The 19,742-nt window shown below is 46.6% G+C and carries 19 protein-coding genes and 1 tRNA gene; 1 reads left to right on the top strand and 19 read right to left on the bottom strand.

Annotated features, from left to right (window positions below):
- Positions 1–17: 17 nt before the first annotated feature.
- Positions 18–104: transfer RNA gene (locus QOY30_RS07055), tRNA-Leu, on the top strand.
- Positions 105–397: 293 nt separating this feature from the next.
- On the opposite strand, the gene QOY30_RS07050 is transcribed toward QOY30_RS07055, so the two are convergent.
- The 19 genes from QOY30_RS07050 to rfbC all read right to left on the bottom strand — a co-directional run bounded on the left by QOY30_RS07050 (position 398) and on the right by rfbC (position 19,722).
- Positions 398–694 (bottom strand): type II toxin-antitoxin system RelE/ParE family toxin, encoded by a 297-nt coding sequence (locus QOY30_RS07050; RefSeq protein ID WP_283743921.1) that lies wholly within the window; start codon positions 692–694, stop codon positions 398–400.
- Between the two features lie 2 nt (positions 695–696).
- Positions 697–981, bottom strand: coding sequence for a YlcI/YnfO family protein (locus QOY30_RS07045; protein ID WP_283743920.1), 285 nt, complete (start codon positions 979–981; stop codon positions 697–699).
- Between the two features lie 145 nt (positions 982–1,126).
- A complete protein-coding gene (locus tag QOY30_RS07040; protein ID WP_283743919.1) occupies positions 1,127–1,363 on the bottom strand; it encodes a hypothetical protein in 237 nt (78 codons plus the stop codon).
- A gap of 76 nt (positions 1,364–1,439) precedes the next feature.
- Positions 1,440–1,973: a hypothetical protein gene (locus QOY30_RS07035; RefSeq protein WP_283743918.1), complete on the bottom strand. Its 534-nt coding sequence runs from the start codon at positions 1,971–1,973 to the stop codon at positions 1,440–1,442.
- 121 nt (positions 1,974–2,094) lie between these two features.
- Complete coding sequence (locus QOY30_RS07030) at positions 2,095–3,084, bottom strand: glycosyltransferase family 2 protein (protein ID WP_283743917.1); 990 nt, start codon at positions 3,082–3,084, stop codon at positions 2,095–2,097.
- Positions 3,085–3,112: 28 nt separating this feature from the next.
- The gene (locus tag QOY30_RS07025) at positions 3,113–3,925 is read right to left on the bottom strand and encodes a glycosyltransferase family 2 protein (protein ID WP_283743916.1); all 813 of its coding nucleotides are present in this window, start codon (positions 3,923–3,925) and stop codon (positions 3,113–3,115) included.
- Between the two features lie 14 nt (positions 3,926–3,939).
- On the bottom strand, positions 3,940–4,296 hold the full coding sequence (locus QOY30_RS07020; RefSeq protein ID WP_283743915.1) for an SMR family transporter: 357 nt from the start codon (positions 4,294–4,296) through the stop codon (positions 3,940–3,942).
- Positions 4,293–5,129 carry a sugar phosphate isomerase/epimerase family protein gene (locus QOY30_RS07015; RefSeq protein ID WP_283743914.1) on the bottom strand — a complete coding sequence of 279 codons (837 nt, stop codon included), beginning with the start codon at positions 5,127–5,129 and terminating at the stop codon, positions 4,293–4,295. The genes QOY30_RS07020 and QOY30_RS07015 overlap by 4 nt, the downstream gene beginning before the upstream one ends.
- Positions 5,126–5,920: an NAD-dependent epimerase/dehydratase family protein gene (locus tag QOY30_RS07010; RefSeq protein ID WP_283743913.1), complete on the bottom strand. Its 795-nt coding sequence runs from the start codon at positions 5,918–5,920 to the stop codon at positions 5,126–5,128. Before QOY30_RS07010 ends, QOY30_RS07015 begins: the two co-directional genes overlap by 4 nt.
- A complete protein-coding gene (locus QOY30_RS07005; protein ID WP_283743912.1) occupies positions 5,917–7,587 on the bottom strand; it encodes a glycosyltransferase family protein in 1,671 nt (556 codons plus the stop codon). The genes QOY30_RS07010 and QOY30_RS07005 overlap by 4 nt, the downstream gene beginning before the upstream one ends.
- Positions 7,577–8,707, bottom strand: coding sequence for an FAD-dependent oxidoreductase (locus tag QOY30_RS07000; protein ID WP_283743911.1), 1,131 nt, complete (start codon positions 8,705–8,707; stop codon positions 7,577–7,579). The genes QOY30_RS07005 and QOY30_RS07000 overlap by 11 nt, the downstream gene beginning before the upstream one ends.
- Entirely contained in the window at positions 8,707–9,732 is a 1,026-nt protein-coding gene (locus tag QOY30_RS06995) for a glycosyltransferase (protein ID WP_283743910.1), read from the bottom strand. The genes QOY30_RS07000 and QOY30_RS06995 overlap by 1 nt, the downstream gene beginning before the upstream one ends.
- Complete coding sequence (locus tag QOY30_RS06990; RefSeq protein WP_283743909.1) at positions 9,729–11,708, bottom strand: hypothetical protein; 1,980 nt, start codon at positions 11,706–11,708, stop codon at positions 9,729–9,731. Before QOY30_RS06990 ends, QOY30_RS06995 begins: the two co-directional genes overlap by 4 nt.
- Positions 11,709–11,795: 87 nt before the next feature.
- Positions 11,796–12,566, bottom strand: a complete 771-nt coding sequence (locus QOY30_RS06985) for a class I SAM-dependent methyltransferase (RefSeq protein ID WP_283743908.1) — start codon at positions 12,564–12,566, stop codon at positions 11,796–11,798.
- Between the two features lie 47 nt (positions 12,567–12,613).
- Positions 12,614–13,915, bottom strand: coding sequence for a rhamnosyltransferase WsaF family glycosyltransferase (locus tag QOY30_RS06980; protein ID WP_283743907.1), 1,302 nt, complete (start codon positions 13,913–13,915; stop codon positions 12,614–12,616).
- Entirely contained in the window at positions 13,905–16,922 is a 3,018-nt protein-coding gene (locus tag QOY30_RS06975) for a glycosyltransferase (RefSeq protein ID WP_283743906.1), read from the bottom strand. The genes QOY30_RS06980 and QOY30_RS06975 overlap by 11 nt, the downstream gene beginning before the upstream one ends.
- Positions 16,915–18,294, bottom strand: a complete 1,380-nt coding sequence (locus QOY30_RS06970; RefSeq protein WP_283743905.1) for an ABC transporter ATP-binding protein — start codon at positions 18,292–18,294, stop codon at positions 16,915–16,917. Before QOY30_RS06970 ends, QOY30_RS06975 begins: the two co-directional genes overlap by 8 nt.
- A gap of 34 nt (positions 18,295–18,328) precedes the next feature.
- The gene (locus tag QOY30_RS06965; protein ID WP_283743904.1) at positions 18,329–19,180 is read right to left on the bottom strand and encodes an ABC transporter permease; all 852 of its coding nucleotides are present in this window, start codon (positions 19,178–19,180) and stop codon (positions 18,329–18,331) included.
- On the bottom strand, positions 19,177–19,722 hold the full coding sequence (gene rfbC / locus QOY30_RS06960; RefSeq protein ID WP_283746039.1) for a dTDP-4-dehydrorhamnose 3,5-epimerase: 546 nt from the start codon (positions 19,720–19,722) through the stop codon (positions 19,177–19,179). Before rfbC ends, QOY30_RS06965 begins: the two co-directional genes overlap by 4 nt.
- Between the last annotated feature and the right edge of the window lie 20 nt (positions 19,723–19,742).

Here is a 19,742-nt window from a genome sequence, read left to right as displayed (position 1 = left end):
GCGCACCCTCAAGCAATGCCCAGATGGCGGAATTGGTAGACGCACTAGGTTCAGGTCCTAGCGGTTGCAAGACTGTGGAGGTTCGAGTCCTCTTCTGGGCACCAGTTATTAACAAGATGGTTCGCGCAAGCGAGCCATTTTTGTTTTGTGGCCGGAACAAGCAAAATGCCTAGTATCAGCTTAGGCAACTTGACCGCGCGGCATTCTACACCATCAGTCACACCCAATCTTCACTATGTCACCGAACCTGTCGGGATACGAGGCAAGTCGTGGTGGTGGTGGCGCTCCTGCGTTCTGATCACTGCCCCTCCCCCACTGCAATGCGTATGCGCGCTTAGTGGCGGAAGTTTCAATACGCACTACGTCAAAACAAACGTCATACCGGCTGCCTTCCCACTCAAAGTCCCGTATAGCCAGCCTCCTGCTGGCTACGCACGGCAAGGATAAAAACGGTATCAACTTCCACAATATAACGATACAAAGCCATATAGCCGTGCGAGCGATGCCCGATCACCAACTCTCGCTTGTCGTTAAATGCGGGGCGACCAATCATTGGGTTGTGCTCCAACACGTTAATTGCTTCGACAATCTCCCGGATGCGCAACGCCGGATTCTCGACCTGATATTGGACAAGGTGATCAAGGATGCGATCGAAATCATCCCCCACTTCCAGCGCTAATTCGATGCGCGACAATTTCAGCGCGCCAATTTGCGGGCAGCCGGACGTTTTGCTTCTTTACCGGCAAGATGCTCTTCCAGATAACTGCGCATTTCCTGCCACGGAATCGTCTGCCCGGTAGCAACGATACGGGCGTAGCGATCCTCGGCAACAGCATCGAAAGCGGCCCGCAAACCCTCCTGTTTAGTCTTTTCCGCAATGGCATCAAGAATGAAGGCGTGCGTGGTTGTGCCGGAACGCTTCGCTGCCTCTGCAACGCGAACTTTCAGGTCTTCCGGCAAACGTATGGTGGTCGTAGACATAGCCGTCTCCAAGAATTAAGGAACGCGCACACTGTAGCACATCAGTGCTACAGTGTGCCATCTTTTGCTCCAATCAAGCCATAAGCACTGTCATGTTTTTTGGGGAAGCTCAATACGCCAGGTTTAATGATCTTCGTTGTCGTGGCTACTTTTCGCTCTCCCCGCGATACTCCAACCATACAACTGCCGGCCAGAAGAAAAAGGCAAATACCCCCATTACGAGCAAATTTCGGATTGCGTTAATAATCAGGGCAAATCCTGATTCTGTGTCTCCCGCCTGCTTTATAAGAAGGCTTGAGGTTTTGGGTACGATTTTGAAATCCCAAAGCACGGCCAGGAGCATTGCCAAGCCGAGGATGAAATATATTTTGATCAAAAACATTTACTGATCGCCATCCAGCACGAAGGCCAAGATGACGCCCTTCACTGCTAGCGATTTTTCAACTGAACATCCATTGTTACTCACCAACACGAACAACCACCGGTGTCTTGCAATTGTCGACAACAAACTCAGTTCCGGAAGCGATGCCGAGCTTATAGTCGCCGACAGGAATATTGGCTAGCGAACCAGCAATCTCAAATCCCACAAGATCAAGCAGACGGTTGCCATTTGCGACATCGGGTCGCGGTGTGCGCTTTCCCTCAAGATAAAAAGTGCCAGTGCCATTGCTTAAAACTGCAAAAATCATGGGCGCAACTGGTTTACCTGTCGAGTCGGTCGTTGCCCAGCCAGTGATAGATAAAGGAAGTTTTTTGGAAACGGCAATCAGATCCGATACTACTTTAGGAATACTGGAATCAATAGGACATACTCCACCATCATAGAAATATGCTTTAGCAATCTTTGGTGGACGCGTCGGGTCTATCTCGCCTTCCTTTGTTTTAGGGGTTGAGGCTTCATTGGATTTGTAGCAGGCACCTACCAACATTGCGACTAAAATCACCACAAACAATGCAAACTGCTTTTTGGTCAAACTAAACCCGAGTTTCATTTACTTCTCCCTAATCTGCTTTCTATAGTTCTGCCATCAATCAGTAACGACCCTTTGGTTATTCATTTAGTTGGCATAGGGTACAGCGAATTCTTCTCTTATACATTGTCGCTTCGCTAACTTACTTTCTACCAAGCTTGGTTATATTCAACCGCGTATCTAACTGTTGCCAAACCTCAGCAATTGATGCAACCCGTGCTTTTTGTATGTGTCGACGTTTACGCCACATTTTCGGCAAGCCCATCAATGCATCGCGCTTCGCGCGCCAGATCACATCACCCCTACCTCGCCTTAATGTAAACCAGATGATGCTCGCCAGATTAAGCGCCACATGCAGCGGCAGCAACAGCCAGAACAAAAAGCCCGGCATGTTTTTTACGAAGGTCCATACCATATTTCGGTGGCCATGATACATGGCGAAATTGTTATCCTGCCCGCCAGCCGTGCCTGAACCTACATGATGCACCACCGAACGTGGCACATATAGACAACGGTAACCAGCCAATCTCAGTCGAAAACCGAGATCCACATCTTCGATGTAACAGAAATAATCTTCGTCAAATCCACAGACTTTCTGCATAGCGCTATACCGATATAGCGCTGCAGCCGCACAGGGTGAAAACACTTCACGCTCACTATCCTCAGCTGCTGACAAAGGTATGCCATGTCCCATATTCCAAGCTAAGCCACTCATGTGATAAGCATCACCGGCACTATCCAGCACAGTTGGATTGGCCGCATTGACCAACTGGCTCCCGAATGCATCGAATTCTGGGTTGCGCTTAGTTGCTGCCAGCAGTTCTTCCAGCCAACGTGGTTCGGCAAACGCATCCGGATTAAGCAATGCAATCCATTCAGACTCCGTTGACACTGCTTTGATTGCTAGATTATTTCCTAGCGCAAAGCCGGTGTTCTCATTCAACGCGATTAATTGCACTGACGGAAACCGCCGCGCGATTTCAAGGGAGCCATCTGAGCTTGCATTGTCGACAAGAATGATCTCGTTTGGTGAAACAGTCTGAGTCATGAGCGAGGTCAGGCATTGCTCTAGAAACTTTTCACCATTCCAATTGACGACAATGACTGAAACGTGGGCATTTTGATCAATCATGCTTTGCGTACTGTATGGCTCATTATTATCAACTAGGGTTGTAGTTGCCTAAACATGCTCGCAGAAGCACTTCTAACACAGAGAGATTCCCCTTGAAGCTACTGATCTTGGTGGGCACTTCACCCTTTGGATAGCGACGTATGGTCGGCAATTCAACACAACGATAACCAAGTTTTGGCGCGCGATAGGAGAGATATGCCAACAGTTCATAAGTCATAAAGGCATTACGAAACGGAGCAATTTTAGGGTCTAGCAGCATCTTGCGGCTGTAAGCACGAAAACCTTGTGTGGTGTCCGTCCAGTGAAAACCGGAAAACAGACTCAGCATCGGCGCATGAATAAAGCGGATTGCAAAATCCCGCGATTTCGGTGTGTTTTCGGCGACTCCCCCCGAAATAAAGCGCGAAGCTTGAACAAAATCCACGCCCTGCTTTAGCGCCTCGATGAATCTAGGTATCGCTTCCGGATCATCCTTGTCATTGCCATCAATGGTTACAATGCCCTCATAACCTTGGTCGAGTGCAAATGCATAGGCACAGCGCAGTTGAGCACTCAACTTGCCAGGGCCAGTCTTGAGTAGCAAGCCACGCACCCCAATCTCTTGAATCGATTCAAGGCCGAGCGACCCATCCGTGCTGCCGCCATCCACAATGATAATATCGGCGAAACCTTCAATCCTGAACGCGGACATTCTGACGAGCAGGCTTTTGATTCGTTCGCCTTCATTGATGACAGGGATCACAACACACCAAGGATGCTGACGGCCACGCCACAGCAGCGCTTCAAAAGCTGGAACCTGCCAACAGGCGCGAACTTGTGGAGTAATATCAGAATTATTCATTTTCAATTTTCTTTTTAACCTACACGAACCGTGATTAGCATGACACCGGCCACAACCAGCAAAATGCCCGTGATGGTTGTCCAGTGGAAAGGCTCGCGAAAAATCAGCCAAGAGCACAATGCCACGGCAGCTATCGCCCCCGAAGTAAGCACCGGATGTGCCACATTTAGTGGCAAACGGGCCAAGGCTGCGGCATACAGCAGGAACGCTGCGCCATAAAGCGCCAAACCCAGCCAGAACGGCCAGTTGCCAAGTGACGCCAGGGGATCGCTGAGCGAGGGAAACCTGCGCGGCGGCATCATCGCGATTTTAACCAACACACTCGCCGATGCATTACAAGCAATGCCAAGAAAAAGGATAAGCCATTTCATACACCGCCCTCATTGCGTTCATTACGGTAGTGCCGAATCGCCACTCCCAGCGCGCGCTCAATCGATACAAGATGCGACTCATTCTTGGTTGCCAGCATTTCGATGGAAACAATGTGATCTGGTAATAACGATTTCAAGCACTCAGCAACATTCGCATGGTCTGTACCACCATCACCCAATGGAACGAGATCTGGCTCACTAGCATGGATATGCCCTATCAGCATCACGCTGTTTTGCAAAACTGCTGCGGGTTCTTCACCGTTGATCGTCAGTGCCCCGGTATCCAGTTGCATGCGTATCGCCGCATGCGCAACTTGCCTGACGACATCTGCAGTTTCAGCACTCGTTGTCATGAAATTCGCGCCATAACAGGGAGGATTAGGTTCCAGGCAAATCACGACACCATAGGATTGAGCAATATCGCCCAGTCGTCTAAAGAACGGAATCGCAATCTCCATGACCTGATCATCGCTTAATCCATTCCTGTCTCGGTTCTTAGGCGAACCGAACACCAAGCGGGTAGCGCCTACGCCAGCGCCGATGCGACACACCGCAGTGAGGTGTTGCAGCATCGTATCCTGCACTTCAGACGAACCAAATACATTCAACCCGGCAGTGCCAAACAACAATGCCTGCATCCCGGTGATTTCGATGCCACGTTCAGTCCACCAGCGTTTTGCGCGCAAAATTTCCTCATCAGTCGCCTTGGCGGGCTCTGGGAAATACTTTCCTGGCGCGATATCAATCGCATCCACGCCATAGCGATTAAGCAGCTTGGCGATGTCTTCATCTTCAGATGTGTCCCACGCGATGTTGGAAATGGCCAGCCTCATGCGCTTGTTCCTTGCGATGCTTTAAGTGTCCGAGGTTCCGATTGTGCATAGGCACGAACCGCTTGAATGGTTTCACGTCGGCTGTATTGATACTGACCTGAAGTGCCGAAAATCTGCGCGTGTTGTGTTCGCAGATCGTAAACAGCCGAACTATTTGCCTGTGCTTGCTCAAACGGCTTGCCAAATCCTTGCGCCGAGACATCAGCAACGCTGATCGGAGCTGCTGTGAGATGAACTAATTTCAATCCTGCATCAAGTGCAATTTGAATGTCGTACCAAAGATTGACCATCGGATAGAACTGAAAGACGCCCCGGCTATCAATCGCGTGGAGATTATTGTCATTCAGGAAATCGAAAATGACGTTTTTTCGCAACCCCGGGCCCACCAAGCCAGGTAGGCGCACGATCAAATGGCGAGGGAAGTGGCTTTCTACAAACTTTTCCAGCAAGCGACGATTCAAACCATAAGCGTGAAGTCCAGCTTCTTCGATAGATGTGTCTTCATCGACACCAACCGGATTCTTGAATACGTCTACGGTGCTGATCAGAACAAATGTCTTGCAGGTCATCGACTTCAGGTGTGCGATCAATCCTTCAATCTTTTCACGATCTGCTTCAGGTTCGCGATTCGCGATCCACTTTTGCGCGGGTGCGCCAGCACAGAAAACCGTATTGAAAGATTTGCCATCTATTTCACCGATATTGGTGGAACGATATAAGGATTCGAAAGGAGCTTGCTTTAACAAAGTTGACCCGACGAAACCAGAAAATCCAATCAGCGCATTTCTCATTTTTGCCCTACATGCATAACGTTAACGGAAGAAATTGAATGCCTTGCATTCCACAGTTTCACCAATAACCATAGAAAACAAATCACCCCCCCACTAAAACCAATAACGGCCAAGCCCGGATACCCCAGTACAGCCATTCGATCCATTAATAGAGAAGTCTGATCAATACAAAAAGCTGAGCCTGAAAAGACATAGCTTTTGTCATCACCCTTGGTCGCGCAACCGGTGAATAATGCCAATTGTGACCAGAGTGCCATTATCTGATACAAAACAGCATATACCAGCAATACAATCAGTAGCACTCTAGCGTGACGATGCTGAAAGATTGAAGATATCCCCATCCCAATGGCAGGTGCGGCCCACGGCATTAGAATATGCAAATACCAGCCGGGTGTTGCTCCATTACCGTTTAGAGCCACACCTACAATCACATGCCAAATAAGCCCGAATGCAAAAAAACAAAATATCCAAACGGGCAACCATGCCGGACCAGTTAGACGGTGTAGTTTTAGCTGCCTAAAATAGGCAAAGACAACCCATATAGCCAGTGCTAGCAGGGGGAGGTGAAGAAGTGCGGGCAATCGTGCCAAAGACCATGTTCCGGCCCAAGAGTAAGATACCAGCGTAGCTGTAACGCCACGAATCAAAGCATAAAGAGAGAAATTTGCTTTTAAGCCTGCAATCAATCCTCCTTGATGAGCTAGTTGAATAGCTTCGCTACTACCAGTCAGCTCACCGAATATCATAAGCTTATATAGATACCAGCCACTGCCTATAAACATTGCCGGCAAGAAAATCTGAAATAGGCTCCAGATTCGCTCCGAGCGCATAACTTCATCACGCTTGCCTAGCAACAGCCTCGTCAATAGGAACATCGCCAAGGCCACTGTGATAGGCAAGAAAAAGGCTTTTGTTAACAACCCCATTCCTAACACAATACCAATCGCAACAGATATTTTTGTATTGCGTTCGTCTTTAAGCCACAAAGAAAAAAGGTAAGCGACAAGGCCAACGAAAAAAATGCACAGCGAATCATTGCCGATGCGCGTGAATTCCGAAAAAAACATCGGTAATATAATCGGATACAGCAAAAATCCAATCATAGCGGGATTGCGTTCTGGCGGCTCGTTCGACTGATTAACAGCTAATAAGCCCAAAGCCACACCGGACAATGCAAGAAAAAATGAAGCCAGTCGCAGCAAAAAGAATTGCGTGGAAAATGAAAATTCGTCTAAAGCCTTTATCAAGGGCACCAAGAGCAAGTAATAGAGGGGTGGATGCTGCGCCTGCCAGTTCAACTCATTACTTGGGCGATACATAATACTTGGCAAGTGCTGACGATAAGTTTGCTGATATTGCTCGACCAACTCGGGTTGCTTGAAAAATTTCGAATAAACCATGCCGTGATCAAATGGCGGCTTACCCGAGCCATATGGAACAGGCCCTTGGTAATCGATAACTTCCTGAGCTAAATAACTTGTGCCATAAAGTGGGATTGTTCCGGTATCTGATATTTGACGCAGACTTGAGTAATGTGCGGTTTCGTCAAATCCTTCAAAGAGAGGCAGAATGGACAGATAGCCAATACCAATACACAAGAGCGAAAGCAGATACACAAACACGAACATTCGCCCCTTTCCTTTTTCTTTTGCAGATTCAAATATCATTGAAAGTCTCTCCATCCAACTTTTCCAATGCATCGTATATGTTGTCTATCTTTCCTCCCAGGATCGAATAACATCCCGGCAACTCCGCGTGTTTCTCGAACAAAATCGGCCTGCCATCATCGCCTTCGTTCTTCACCAAAACAGTTTTGACTTCAAACAGCGAGTCGACATATTTGGCGTCCAGCACCGCAGGCAGATAACGACCTACATCCCTGACCATGCGGTCCACTCGAGTAGCACGCTCATAGTCATTCAGCTTCTGGTACGGATCGATACCGCGTTGGTCATTCCAGTGCATATGCGGCGTGTAACGCACATGAGATAGGGTGTGCAAACCGCGTGCGGGGAAAGGCATCATCGAGAAAAAAGGACCATCCATTACGGTGATACCCAAGGTTTTGAGTGCAGGTGGTGCCTGCATCAATGCCATCTCGGTGATCTCTTGTTTTAGATGAGTAGTCGTACCTGGGAAATCACCACCAAACTGATTAAGACCGCTATAAGTGCAATTAAATGCATAACGAGTTAAGACTTCAGCTTCGCTCCCACCTTTCTCTCGCACGGCAACCCTCAGTGACTTATCTCCTTTTGAGATTGCGGTAACGCGAGTATCAAAGCGCACCTCTACATCGCATGCTTTTAGTTCTGTCTCAGCCCAGCTTGCCAATTTATTGGAGTCAAAAGCGTACTCTTCAACCACGAACACCTCTTCAATCAGATGCGATTCAAATAACTGGCGCAACGATTGATCTGCCGGTTCGATCTTTGCGCCGATTTCTTTGCAGAAGCGAACGAACTGTTTTGGCGTCACCTTGGAATTGCGGCGCGCAATCGCATATAGCTTGGTGAAATCCTGCTTCACCGCCTCTGGCCAATCGTGCACAAATCGCGGCAAGTTGATGCGGCTGCGATAGGCAGTAGTGAAGCTGCGCGGATAGTGGTAGCCGTTGTGCACGCGAGCCTGGTTGTTGTAGGAAGCGCGGGTGAGTAGCGCCGATTCACGCTCCACCAGCACGATATGCTTCAGACCACGCTGCTTTGCCAGATAGATTGCAATTGCGGCGCCGTAGAAACCCCCACCAACAATAACGGCATCAACTGTTGAGTCTGCCATGGACATCAATCGACTCGTTCAGGATGGGCGCCAGATTTCTGCGAATGTGGCATTGCGACTTCGATATTCAACTTTTCACGGCGCGTCATGCGAGCGCTGGTGAACTCTTGCCCTACATGGTAGAGCGGACCTTCGTTTTGCAAACTGACCATATTCAGGATGTACTCGCCCAACACCAGCAGGACCAATGAGATCAGGAAAAACATGCCAGATTGCTGTAAAGACAAACTGATCCAACCAGGCGCAACATCTGTCTTCAGAAAACCGACTGCAACGACATAAATCGAATACACAAGATTAGCAACTGCGCCAAATAAGGAGAGCGATGTCACAAGGCGCATCGGCGCACGGGTAGTCGATACCAGTAGCCGCATACCCCGGTCGATGCTTTCACCCAACCGTTTGGTATGCTTGATTCTGGGCATCGCACTGTAGTTAAGATTAACGCGTGCGAATCCTCCTGTTGCCGGAAGATGGCGATAGGTCATCGAGGGCTGTGGATGTTGAAGAATGAAGTTGACGACACGCTTGCTCAACACTCGGTATTGCGGAGCTTCTGTGGCCAGATGGATACCGTTGAACCATTTGTAGAGCCTATTAAATACAGCGTAAGCGAATTGATAGGCAAAGCTTTGCGGAGCCCTTTGTTCATTGCTGGCAAACACCACATCGGCACCACTGACTGCCTTATCCAGCATTTCCGGCAGAAAGCCGATGTCATCCGTCAAGGGATCAATGACAGCAACGAAGTCGCCAAGAGCATTCTCCAATCCCACCCACGCAGCCGTATCTGCATCGACTTCTTTGGTTAGTGCATACACCTGCAAATTGGGTAATCCGTCTATACCAGTGAGTACTTTCAAACGAAGTAATGAATCATCATCCGAGGCGTTATCCACGAAAACTATCTCATGATCCGACACAAGCTCACTCAACATCCGGCTAACTTCGGCAAGCAACGGTTGGATTTGATCTTCCTGATTACGGGCAGTGATAACTAGGGAGAGAAATATAGGCAGCTGAGTACTCATTTTAGCCCCCCTTCCGACAACGCAGTTGCTCTGGCGTATGGTGCTGATAAATCAATAAACCAATCTTTAGGGTATGTAGGGATTCGATACATACTGCTCGATGGATTTTTCATATACTCTACCGTTACAGACTCTTTAAAAGTAGCATTCGTGACAAATACTGCACGTGGTTCATAGAATTCAAAAGCACTAAACCAACTGTCAATAATCGGAAGCGCGACCAACAAAACTAGCGCAATAACTGCCACTGAGAACTGCTGTGTCCAGCGCCGCACTATTCCATCAAGTGCCCAAATCATTAATAAAACACTTAATAAATATTGCCCCATGAAATAGCGCTCCGGGTATATCCCTCTATAGTCACCAATCCAAGCGGTAAGTCCCGGTCGCAATACGATAACCGCGATGGAATACATTATGAGAGTGGCAAAAATTGCAACACCGAACATACGTCCTGTTGCATCATTTTTCTCGCGCGAATAATACCCAGCAACAAAAACACCCACGAATATAACAATACCCAACAAAGCCATGCCATCTGACATGTGGTTATAAACGGTAGCGACCCAAGGGAACAGAATGGGGCGCGCCACCACCGCTTCAACAAGGTGACTAATTATTAAAGTATCTCTGCCCAAGTCGGATGGATTACCGCGCCAGATGTATCGACCAGCGATCAGAGCTATTATGAGAAGTAAAATCAAGGTACTGAATAAGCCTGAATTCCCAATTCCAGACATCGCAGCAATTACGCCCTTCGCTTTGCGCGCAGTCCATACCTTCCAAGCAACATATACGAACCACATTCCGATGCAAATTGGATTTGTAATAGACAGCAAGATCATTGAACTATCTGCAACTACTCTCTTCAACCCAACGGATTTTTCCCTGATAGCCAAAATGGCGACTAAAATAACAGGCAAGATAAATCCAATATTTGACGCCCTTCCTAATACTTCATTTGCACTATTTCCGAGAGTGAGTAAGACAATCGCAATATAAAGTAACAAACGCGAAAATTCTGATATGTATCCCTTCATGCCATACCATATGGTGACTGCAGCACCGGCAAAGAACATGTACGAAACAAAAGCAACAATCCGAGGGTACATAGACAAGTCGTATCCAAATGCCAACTTATTTAACCAGACAGCTATCTGCAATAACACCAAATTACCAAAAACAAAGTAGTCACTTCTTGCGTACCATAAGGATGTCCAGAAACCTTTGTCCAGCAACATGCCTGTCCACAATCCATCCTCAGTAAATATTCCGGAGTTCAGCATTGGATCTGGATTTCTGATAAAAAAAACTATTACTGCCAATAAAAACAAGGTGCTCGCGCCAAAAATGCTGTCCAGCTTGGAAATGAGATTCGCCCCCTTAACTGACAGCATCCAAGCAACCAATCCTGCCCCCAACGCTGCAAACACAAATGCCTGTATAACTTTCCAGAGAACTGACGAAAGCGTAACACTTGAGGCTACATCAAGTGCAAATCCAGGCAATAGAATAATAGGACGGTTTACTATTGCGTTAGCTTTAAATGAAATGGCTCCATCCGGTTCAACAATATATTGTTCGAACCGATTAATTGGCTTTGCTTGCTTCAGATCGTAGTCTGTAACAGAATCGCCACCATGCTTTACCAGCCAAATTTTCGATATTCTTATCTCAGCGGCACCATTTTGAATGGGATTTAACACTGGATCTAAACGGAATGATTTGTAGTGGCCTATTGGCAGCCGTATATTTAGTATTTGTTTTTTTTGCCCTCCAACATATGGGACCTGAACTGATTCCTTTTCGTTAAACTCATTGCCAGAGTCGAAATAGAGTTGAAGCAAGCCGGGTATATTTGATTCTAGTTGTACGCAGAATTCCGCCTCACGCGCCGCTTTGCTTGCTTGAATTTGATGCCAACCAAAAATCAGCACAAACAACACAAAGACCCCAATGGTCACTTTATTTTTCATCGCTATTTCCATTTCAAAGCTAGCATCGGGGAACAACAACACTCATAGTTTGAAAATATGATTAAGGCAAATTTAGACGGCATCCGACTACAATTTTTTCAAAATCACCGCGTCTTGACCATACCCACCGCCATCATTTTTGCCCCACCACTGTCCTATCAGAATTGGAGGAACAAGATCTAGTCCGCTTCTATTGATCAACTCAATCATTTTTGTCTCGGTAAATGCAACGGCACCGGCGGGTACTGAAATGTCATTAACAAAGCAACCATCACCATATGGGTGTTCGAACTTCAAATCGTACGGTGTCAAATTGACTTTTCTAGCAGCAGCCAATATTTCTTCATCCACAATAAAGCAAGTCGCAAGAACGCTCCCGCCCTTTTTCAAAACCCGCTTGAATTCCTTCAAATAATGCACGATGTCGTCTTCAAACATATGAGTAAAGACAGACCACAAAAATATTCGGTCAATTGAACTATCTGCACAAGGCAGCTTGTATTCCTTCATCAAACTTTTGCCAGATGGATTGTGCAGCTGATCTTTGACATCGAAGTGAATGAAACGAAAATTTGGATTCCGAAGGCTGATATTCGCAGAACACCAGTCGATTGATGGCTTGATAATATCAATGCCTATGTATGAACCTGTCGACGAGATAATCTTGGTGAGTGGAATCGCGTCACGTCCAATTCCACAACCTACTTCAAGAATATTGAAGTCGCTTTCAATTCCAATAGTATCTTTTAGATATTGAATATGTCCCTTGGATATTGCAGAAAAAGTATCTGTACCACCGCCCGTCATATTGACCAAGTTAACAGGCAACTCATATTCAAAAAAGGTGAAAGTGTCCATATCATTCCATGTAGTTAATATTATTAAACTTAAACTTTATTACATCTTTACATTATTGCTTCTGCGTACAGTTCTGAAATTAAATTTTCAGGCAAAGCTTTGAATGGATTATCAAGCAAAAAGGTTTCCGGAATGGCTCCGGATGAAGTTTGGACAGATTCAGAAAATTGATTCGTTAAACTGATCAATGCGTCACACAACAATTCTGGTGCTGCGTAGTCAAGAGCAATTATGTTGTCACTAAAGTATGACAAATCTTTTGACTCATATTTGTTTGTAATAACTTTAAGCCCAAAAGCTGCCATTTCCAAAGGTGGATAACTTGGATGCGGTGAAATCATCAGTGAAATACCAGCATAGCTGCTTAATAGAATTTCTGCATATCCTTCGATTGAAAGTTTACCCAATGACTTAAGAACATTACCATTGCCTAGCTCTATTGGTTTATGCATCTCTCCGACAGATATAAATTCCCAACCAAGGCAATTTTTTTCATTTACCCACATTTTTAAAGCCATAACAATTATTTCATACGCATTACGCGCAGTGCTAGGTCTCCCATATACAAGCACCCTTTTATATCGTTTAGCGGCCACGACTCTATCAAGATAAGGCTTAAGACCTTCATGTAATACAGGCTCAAAGCAATATGATTTTTTAAAATTGAACCCTGCTTGTTCAAAATAATTCTTCAATGTCGAAGTATTGAAAACAGCAACTAATCCAGAGGTATTCTTATATGTAGATTCAGCCAGTGCATATCGGGATGACCAAGGATAAAATCCAGGCTCAAAATCCTGAATAAGATAAATAAATCGCCTAACGTTGCCTAAGTCATATATTACTGCCTGCTTCGACTGCAAAGATTTAGCCAATATGGAGGTCCACCACGCAGTCGCAATAAAAATATCATTTTTTCCAACCGAAAGAGTCTTCCCATATCGATCGGCTGCTGGTATCACACATTTTCCTGATTGATCGTGTGCCTCAAGAGTCAGAATAGACCATTCTTTATAATTAATATTATCTTCAGGGGTAAATGCGGCTTCATCAGTCAGAATTATCCTTAGATTCTCATAATCTTTGCTAAGCTCCTCAAAGAACTTAAGCGCGGTTGCAATGCCACCAAAAACATGTTTCGTTGACAAAGCTGGGACAAGAAGATTTAACCGGAATGATTTAAATTGCGATTCTCTTGCTGCCAAAGCGCCAATTTCAGGTATCTCCGAAATTGATGGTTGTAAATCCGAGCTTAACTTGACTTCGGACTGAGACTCGACATATATATCGCGCAGAAACGATTTAATGCGTTGGTTTTTTAGTAGCCGTTTGAGTAAATTACGAAGCACTTGGTGCTCCCTGAATGCTTGGTGTGGTTGAGCTTAGCGATAAGTTTGGGTTGTAGAATGGATCAGTTTTCTCTTGTCGGTATGGCGCGTACTTTTCAGATGACTGAATAAAGTCTTCTTGGGGTACATGGGGGGTACGAGTTTTTGATTCGTAGTGAAATAGTTTAGCTTCTGCGCACATTACGTTAAATAATCCCCGCTTGTGGGCCCGTAATCCGAGCTCGACATCACTGCCGCATATAATAAATGATTCATCAAAACCGCCTAGCTCTTCGAATCGCTCTCGTGAAATCGCCATGCAAGCACCTGTGACTGCCAGTACATTTCTTGTCAGTACTGGTGATACAAAGGGACCTCCGATATGTTGCGCTGCAGTTGTTCTAAAAACATGATCTGCCCACCCCCCCATCCCAACGACCACCCCACTATGCTGAATAGATCCGTCCTCAAATAGTAGAAGCGCCCCTACAGTGCCTACATTGGGCAATCTAGCGTAACCAGCCATAGATTCTATCCAAGCGGGAGAAATTACTTTTGTATCATTGTTTAGAAAGATGAGCACATTACCACTCGCTTGTTTTCCACCAATATTGTTCAACTTGGACCAGTTGAACGGAATAGGTGCCGGAATAACACGTACACGCGGCTCGCTCCGCTGTAACTCTTTTAGATACTGGATCGTCTCCGTTTTTTCGGATCCGTTGTCAAGAATTATTACTTCTAAGTTGTGCCAGGTGGAGCGTTCAAAAATACTTTCCACACAGGGTTTTAAGTAATTCAACCCATCCTTGGTTGGGATAATTATGGAAACTAATAGATTGGCCGGTAGTTCAAATTCCGCCTTGTATGTAAATAGATAATCTCCATCTGCTGCTCGCATTCCCCTCCCGGGGAAGTTGTGTTGGATGTACATCTCTACTGCTTTGCGCCCCGCTTCATGAGCATATGGCTTGGCATTCCCAGACTGTGCAGTACTTGCAGCATGCATACGCCAATGATAGAGAATGCGGGGTATATGTTGGATCTGTGTCGCCTCAATATTGGTTACACATGCCAAAGCAAGTCCATAGTCTTGGGCACCATTTAGCTCAGTATTAAATCCCTCAACTGTTTCAATTAATGTCTTTTTATAGCAAACAAGATGACCAAGATATGCTTGTGAGATCATCAAATGAGGTGACCAGCTAGGCTTGAAAAATGGCAAGGAACGATTGCCACGTTTATCCACCTTATCTTCATCGGAGTAGATCAAACGTGATTGAGGATGGGAATCTATAGTTTCAGCTACCCAAAACAAGGCGTGTTCAGCCAGTAAATCATCGTGATCCAACAAGACAACCCACTCTCCTGTCGCAATCCCAAGTGCGCTGTTGGATGCGGCAGAAATATGCCCGTTCTTTTCACGAAAGACCACCTTGATTCGGGAATCTTGTCGCGCGTAGCGTTCCAGAATTGGTCGGATGGATTTGTCGGTGGATGCATCATCGGCAATGCATAACTCCCAATGGTCGTAAATCTGCTGACGTACTGATTCGATAGCCTCTATCAACCACACCGCGTTTGGATTATAGGTAGGCATTACCACGGAGATGCATGGCTGATGGGCAAAACCCTTTATGCGTTTGCGCATCGTGGCGCGCGATTCGTCAGTGAGCGTATCGTAACTGCTTATCCATTTAGCATAGTCACTCTTTTCACCTTCTACAACCTCCAGTGTAGAGACATTCTGCCCTGTCGTTGCGACGATTCTGAATCCTCGCTTAATGCCTTGCAAACCCTCACGCCGGTATACCTGCACAGCCTTCTTAACCGTATTTCTCAAACCGCCACCACGCTTAATTGCAGGCTTCGCCAATTCCACGATGCGTCGAACACGTTTCATTTGGTATGCGACAAAACGGAGCGGTCCTGTAATTCGCCAACTGGTTGAGTTATACAGTGCCGCAATCAATGCATCTCGTTCAGCCACCGACTGGTTAAGATGCGATATATGCCCATCGCGTTCAACCACCGACTGGTTAAGATGCGATATATGCCCGTCGCGTTCAGCCACCGACTGGTTAAGATGCGATATCTGTTCGTCGCGTAAAGTCACCGTTTGGCTAAGATCGGCAATTTGCTGTTTCAAGATAGTTAGCTGCTGCCGTGCATCAACTAGCGCCAATTCCGTATGCAGAATTTCCTCGTCAGGTGGCGATGACCTTGCGGTCCATGGATTATTGGCTTGGTCAAGTATCGGGTCCAATTGATACGGGCGCAAGTTCAGCCCCCGATGCCCCTGCACCACTAGTTCCAACGAGCCTGCTATAACGCGATTTCCAAGGCCGTTGCTGGCGGCCACCGCTTTGCGTACAACACACATGGAATTGATGAACTCGACGGAATGCACTTGGGATAGCGTTTCCGTGTCAACTTCACAATCATATCTAGCAAATATTCCACCTAGAATATCGGCTCGAGCCTTGGGTATGCCCCAGTGCTCATGATTAATAACGTCCGCAAGTCGTTTGAAGAATGAAATTGATGAGTACGGGTCGAATAGCCCGCCTTCAAACTTATCCCAGTAGCTGCAATGCAGATCTTCGGCGATGAAAATTCCGCCCTCCACTACACTTGAAAAATACAGCGCAAACGTCCTTATTATGTCGCTCGAAACATGAGACCCGTCATCAATGATTAAGTCGAACTGTGGTGAACGCCGGAGGATCTGTTCACGTACCTTAAGGTCATTAGCATCGCCGATTATTAAGTCGATGCGCGGATCGTCATATTTAAGTTGCTCACAGTCCGGATTAATGTCACAACCAATCAAGACTGAAGCATTATTGAAATACTTTGCCCAAATCTCAAGCGAACCGCCGTTTTGTATGCCAATTTCAAGCATACGAATTCGTTTGTCTCTATATTCCTTAAACAATCTATCGTATTCAGTAAGATACAATGACCACTTATCGGACACCTTGCCCGTGTGTTCGGCATACAGTTGCAAAAGGGATCTACTATTCATCTATTGCCTTTAACTCCACTCTCTCAAATGGAATACCGACCAGCCCATATCGAATTTTGCTGGAAGAAACGTTAATGATCAGTGCATCATGCATCCAATGATGCTGTAAATTGTCGTAAGCATCACCATCAGCCACGGATGCCATCACTGCATAAAGACCGTTTGGAAGCATGGGCAACTTGAACTCGAAAACTCCTTCGAATGTCATGCCCCTCTCAATCGAGGTAGGCACCTGATAGGTGAAGGGAAGCGTATTTTCACCAAATAAATCCTGTCCAAGGCGATCACGCACCAGGAAGCCAAGAATCGGGTTACCTAGTTTTTCATGAGCTTTAGCGCGCACTGTCATACGCACACGCTCGCCGCCTTCAAAGATGTCTCCTTGTCCAGATAACAGCTTTGTAAGAGTAACTGAAATGATTTCAGCACGGCCAGTAATCCAACCTTTAGCGGCATCTGTGTTGTCGCGGACGGAAGCAACAGAGGTATAGTCAATTGCCATTTGCGGTTGTGTTTCCGTATTGGAAACTGATTCGTTGACACATACATCATCGCAAATCTCAGTCAGGGCTATTGAAGTCAGTTTTGACTCATTGCCATATATTTCCTGTAGCGTGTACTGTAAATATGCTTCCGAGACGATCTTTGCTGTGCCGAACTTCTCAATCCTACCATTATTGAGCCAGATACCAGACTTGCAGAGGTTCTGCACAGATGCAGTGTCGTGGCTAACAAAGATCAGCGAACCTCTCTCTTGAAATTTGCGAATGAAACGCATGCATTTTTGCGTAAAGACTGCATCGCCCACCGCTAGCGCTTCATCCACTACCAATATATCAGCATCAACATGCGCAATTACAGCGAAGGCAAGACGAACATACATACCGCTAGAGTAAGTCTTCACGGGTTGCTCGATGAATTCTCCAATGTCCGCAAATGCCTCGATATCATTAAATCGAGTATCGATTTCTTCATTACTCAATCCCAGCACCGAGGCATTCATATACACATTTTCGCGCCCGGTAAACTCGGGGTTGAAACCCGCACCTAGTTCCAACAACGCTGCAATACGTCCATTGGTTTGAATACTGCCGCTGGTGGGGTTGAGCGTGCCGCAGATCATTTGTAGCAGCGTGGATTTACCACTGCCATTGCGCCCAATGATGCCGACCGTTTCACCTTTTTTGATTTCGAAAGAAACATCTTTAAGCGCCCAGAATTCTCGGTAATATTGCTTAGTCGCTCGCCCTGTCAAGCTTTGCAAACGGGGTAAGACGAATTGCTTGAGCCGGTCACGCGGTGCGTTGTAAATCTGATAGCACTTGCTGAGGTTACTGACACGTATGGCGATATCATTGGCATCTGTCCCCATCCCTTCTCCAAGCGGGCGAGGGGAATTGTTTTGATTAGAGGACATCGGCAAAACCCTTTCTGGTTTTCTGGAACCACCAATATCCAGCCCATGCTACTCCCATACTTGCACCTGCATAGATTGTCAGTCCTGCCCAATCAGGTTGTTTGCCAAAGATCAAGACTGCTCTGCTTTGTTCGATTACAAAGGTGAGTGGGTTTAGCATTAGCCAGATTTGAAATCTGGCAGGAAGTGCGGTTATGGGAAAAAAAACCGGCGAGACGAACATCAGTACGGTAGTAAAAATGCCGACCGTTTGCCCGACATCGCGTACAAACACACCGATTGAGGCGAGAAACCAGGCCACGCCCAGTGTGGCAATCAACAGAGGAACAAGGATCAATGGGAAGAAAATAATAGTCCATGGCAGACTGCCTTTGATCAACAAAATGGCGGTCAACAACACGCCAAAACTTATCAGTGAATGAAACAGTGCGGCACCCAGGCCAACAACGGGCAATATCTCTAATGGAAAAATGACTTTTTTTACGTAGTTGACGTTGGATAAAATCAAACTCGGCGCTCGATTTGCCATTTCCGCAAACAATCCATATACGATCATGCCCACAAACAACACGATGGCGAAGCTAGTTTGGCTCTCCTCCCCTCCCGTCCCCCATCTTGCTTTAAACACGACGCTGAAGACAAAGGTATACACCACCAGCATCAGGATAGGGTTAAAGAATGACCAAGCCAAACCCATGACAGAACCACGGTAGCGCCCCACCACTTCGCGCCGGGTCATCTGCACAATCAGCTGCCGGTTGCGCCAAAGGCTTTTGGCCAGTGCCACCAGGGACGTTGGCTGCGGGGTGTGCGGGTTGATTGCCGTTTGTGAATGGTTCATGCGAAGCACCCCGCATCGGCCAAAATTTTACCTTGGGCATCTTTGCCGGAAATGATCGGCGGAGTCTGCAGCTTCCAATCTATTGCCAAGGCTGGATCGTTCCAGAGTATCGAACGTTCATGCTCCGGGAACCAGTAATCGGTGGTTTTGTACAGAAACTCGGCTGTATCTGAAAGGACCACAAAGCCATGTGCAAAGCCTTCAGGTATCCACATCATGCGCTTATTCACGGCAGATAATTCCACGGCCACATGCTGTCCGAATGTTGGTGAGCTTTTGCGTATATCCACCGCCACGTCAAGCACTGTACCTTGCACTACGCGCACCAGTTTTCCCTGAGGATGCTGGATTTGATAATGCAGGCCGCGCAGCACATTTTTTGCCGAGCGCGAGTGGTTGTCTTGTACGAAGTCCACATCGCGCCCCGTGAGCTCAGCGAATTTGCGGCGATTGAAACTTTCAAAAAAGAAACCACGATCATCGCCGAAAACTTTTGGTTCGAACAGGAATACTTCAGGAATGGAGAGTGGAATTGCTTTCATCAAAATTCTTTTTTAGGAAG

Origin of the sequence: Sideroxydans sp. CL21, assembly GCF_902459525.1 — a bacterium.
Classification (GTDB): domain Bacteria; phylum Pseudomonadota; class Gammaproteobacteria; order Burkholderiales; family Gallionellaceae; genus Sideroxyarcus.
Note: the sequence above shows the minus strand (reverse complement) of the source record. Positions and strands in the feature narration are given on the sequence as shown.

Excerpts from the sequence above, each read along its gene's own strand:
- QOY30_RS07045 (WP_283743920.1), bottom strand. The coding sequence starts at position 981 with ATGTCTACGACCACCATACGTTTGCCGGAAGACCTGAAAGTTCGCGTT.
- QOY30_RS07040 (WP_283743919.1), bottom strand. The coding sequence starts at position 1,363 with ATGTTTTTGATCAAAATATATTTCATCCTCGGCTTGGCAATGCTCCTG.
- QOY30_RS07035 (WP_283743918.1), bottom strand. The coding sequence starts at position 1,973 with ATGAAACTCGGGTTTAGTTTGACCAAAAAGCAGTTTGCATTGTTTGTG.
- QOY30_RS07030 (WP_283743917.1), bottom strand. The coding sequence starts at position 3,084 with ATGATTGATCAAAATGCCCACGTTTCAGTCATTGTCGTCAATTGGAAT.
- QOY30_RS07025 (WP_283743916.1), bottom strand. The coding sequence starts at position 3,925 with ATGAATAATTCTGATATTACTCCACAAGTTCGCGCCTGTTGGCAGGTT.
- QOY30_RS07020 (WP_283743915.1), bottom strand. The coding sequence starts at position 4,296 with ATGAAATGGCTTATCCTTTTTCTTGGCATTGCTTGTAATGCATCGGCG.
- QOY30_RS07015 (WP_283743914.1), bottom strand. The coding sequence starts at position 5,129 with ATGAGGCTGGCCATTTCCAACATCGCGTGGGACACATCTGAAGATGAA.
- QOY30_RS07010 (WP_283743913.1), bottom strand. The coding sequence starts at position 5,920 with ATGAGAAATGCGCTGATTGGATTTTCTGGTTTCGTCGGGTCAACTTTG.
- QOY30_RS07005 (WP_283743912.1), bottom strand. The coding sequence starts at position 7,587 with ATGATATTTGAATCTGCAAAAGAAAAAGGAAAGGGGCGAATGTTCGTG.
- QOY30_RS07000 (WP_283743911.1), bottom strand. The coding sequence starts at position 8,707 with ATGTCCATGGCAGACTCAACAGTTGATGCCGTTATTGTTGGTGGGGGT.
- QOY30_RS06995 (WP_283743910.1), bottom strand. The coding sequence starts at position 9,732 with ATGAGTACTCAGCTGCCTATATTTCTCTCCCTAGTTATCACTGCCCGT.
- QOY30_RS06990 (WP_283743909.1), bottom strand. The coding sequence starts at position 11,708 with ATGAAAAATAAAGTGACCATTGGGGTCTTTGTGTTGTTTGTGCTGATT.
- QOY30_RS06985 (WP_283743908.1), bottom strand. The coding sequence starts at position 12,566 with ATGGACACTTTCACCTTTTTTGAATATGAGTTGCCTGTTAACTTGGTC.
- QOY30_RS06975 (WP_283743906.1), bottom strand. The coding sequence starts at position 16,922 with ATGAATAGTAGATCCCTTTTGCAACTGTATGCCGAACACACGGGCAAG.
- QOY30_RS06970 (WP_283743905.1), bottom strand. The coding sequence starts at position 18,294 with ATGGGGACAGATGCCAATGATATCGCCATACGTGTCAGTAACCTCAGC.
- QOY30_RS06965 (WP_283743904.1), bottom strand. The coding sequence starts at position 19,180 with ATGAACCATTCACAAACGGCAATCAACCCGCACACCCCGCAGCCAACG.
- rfbC (WP_283746039.1), bottom strand. The coding sequence starts at position 19,722 with ATGAAAGCAATTCCACTCTCCATTCCTGAAGTATTCCTGTTCGAACCA.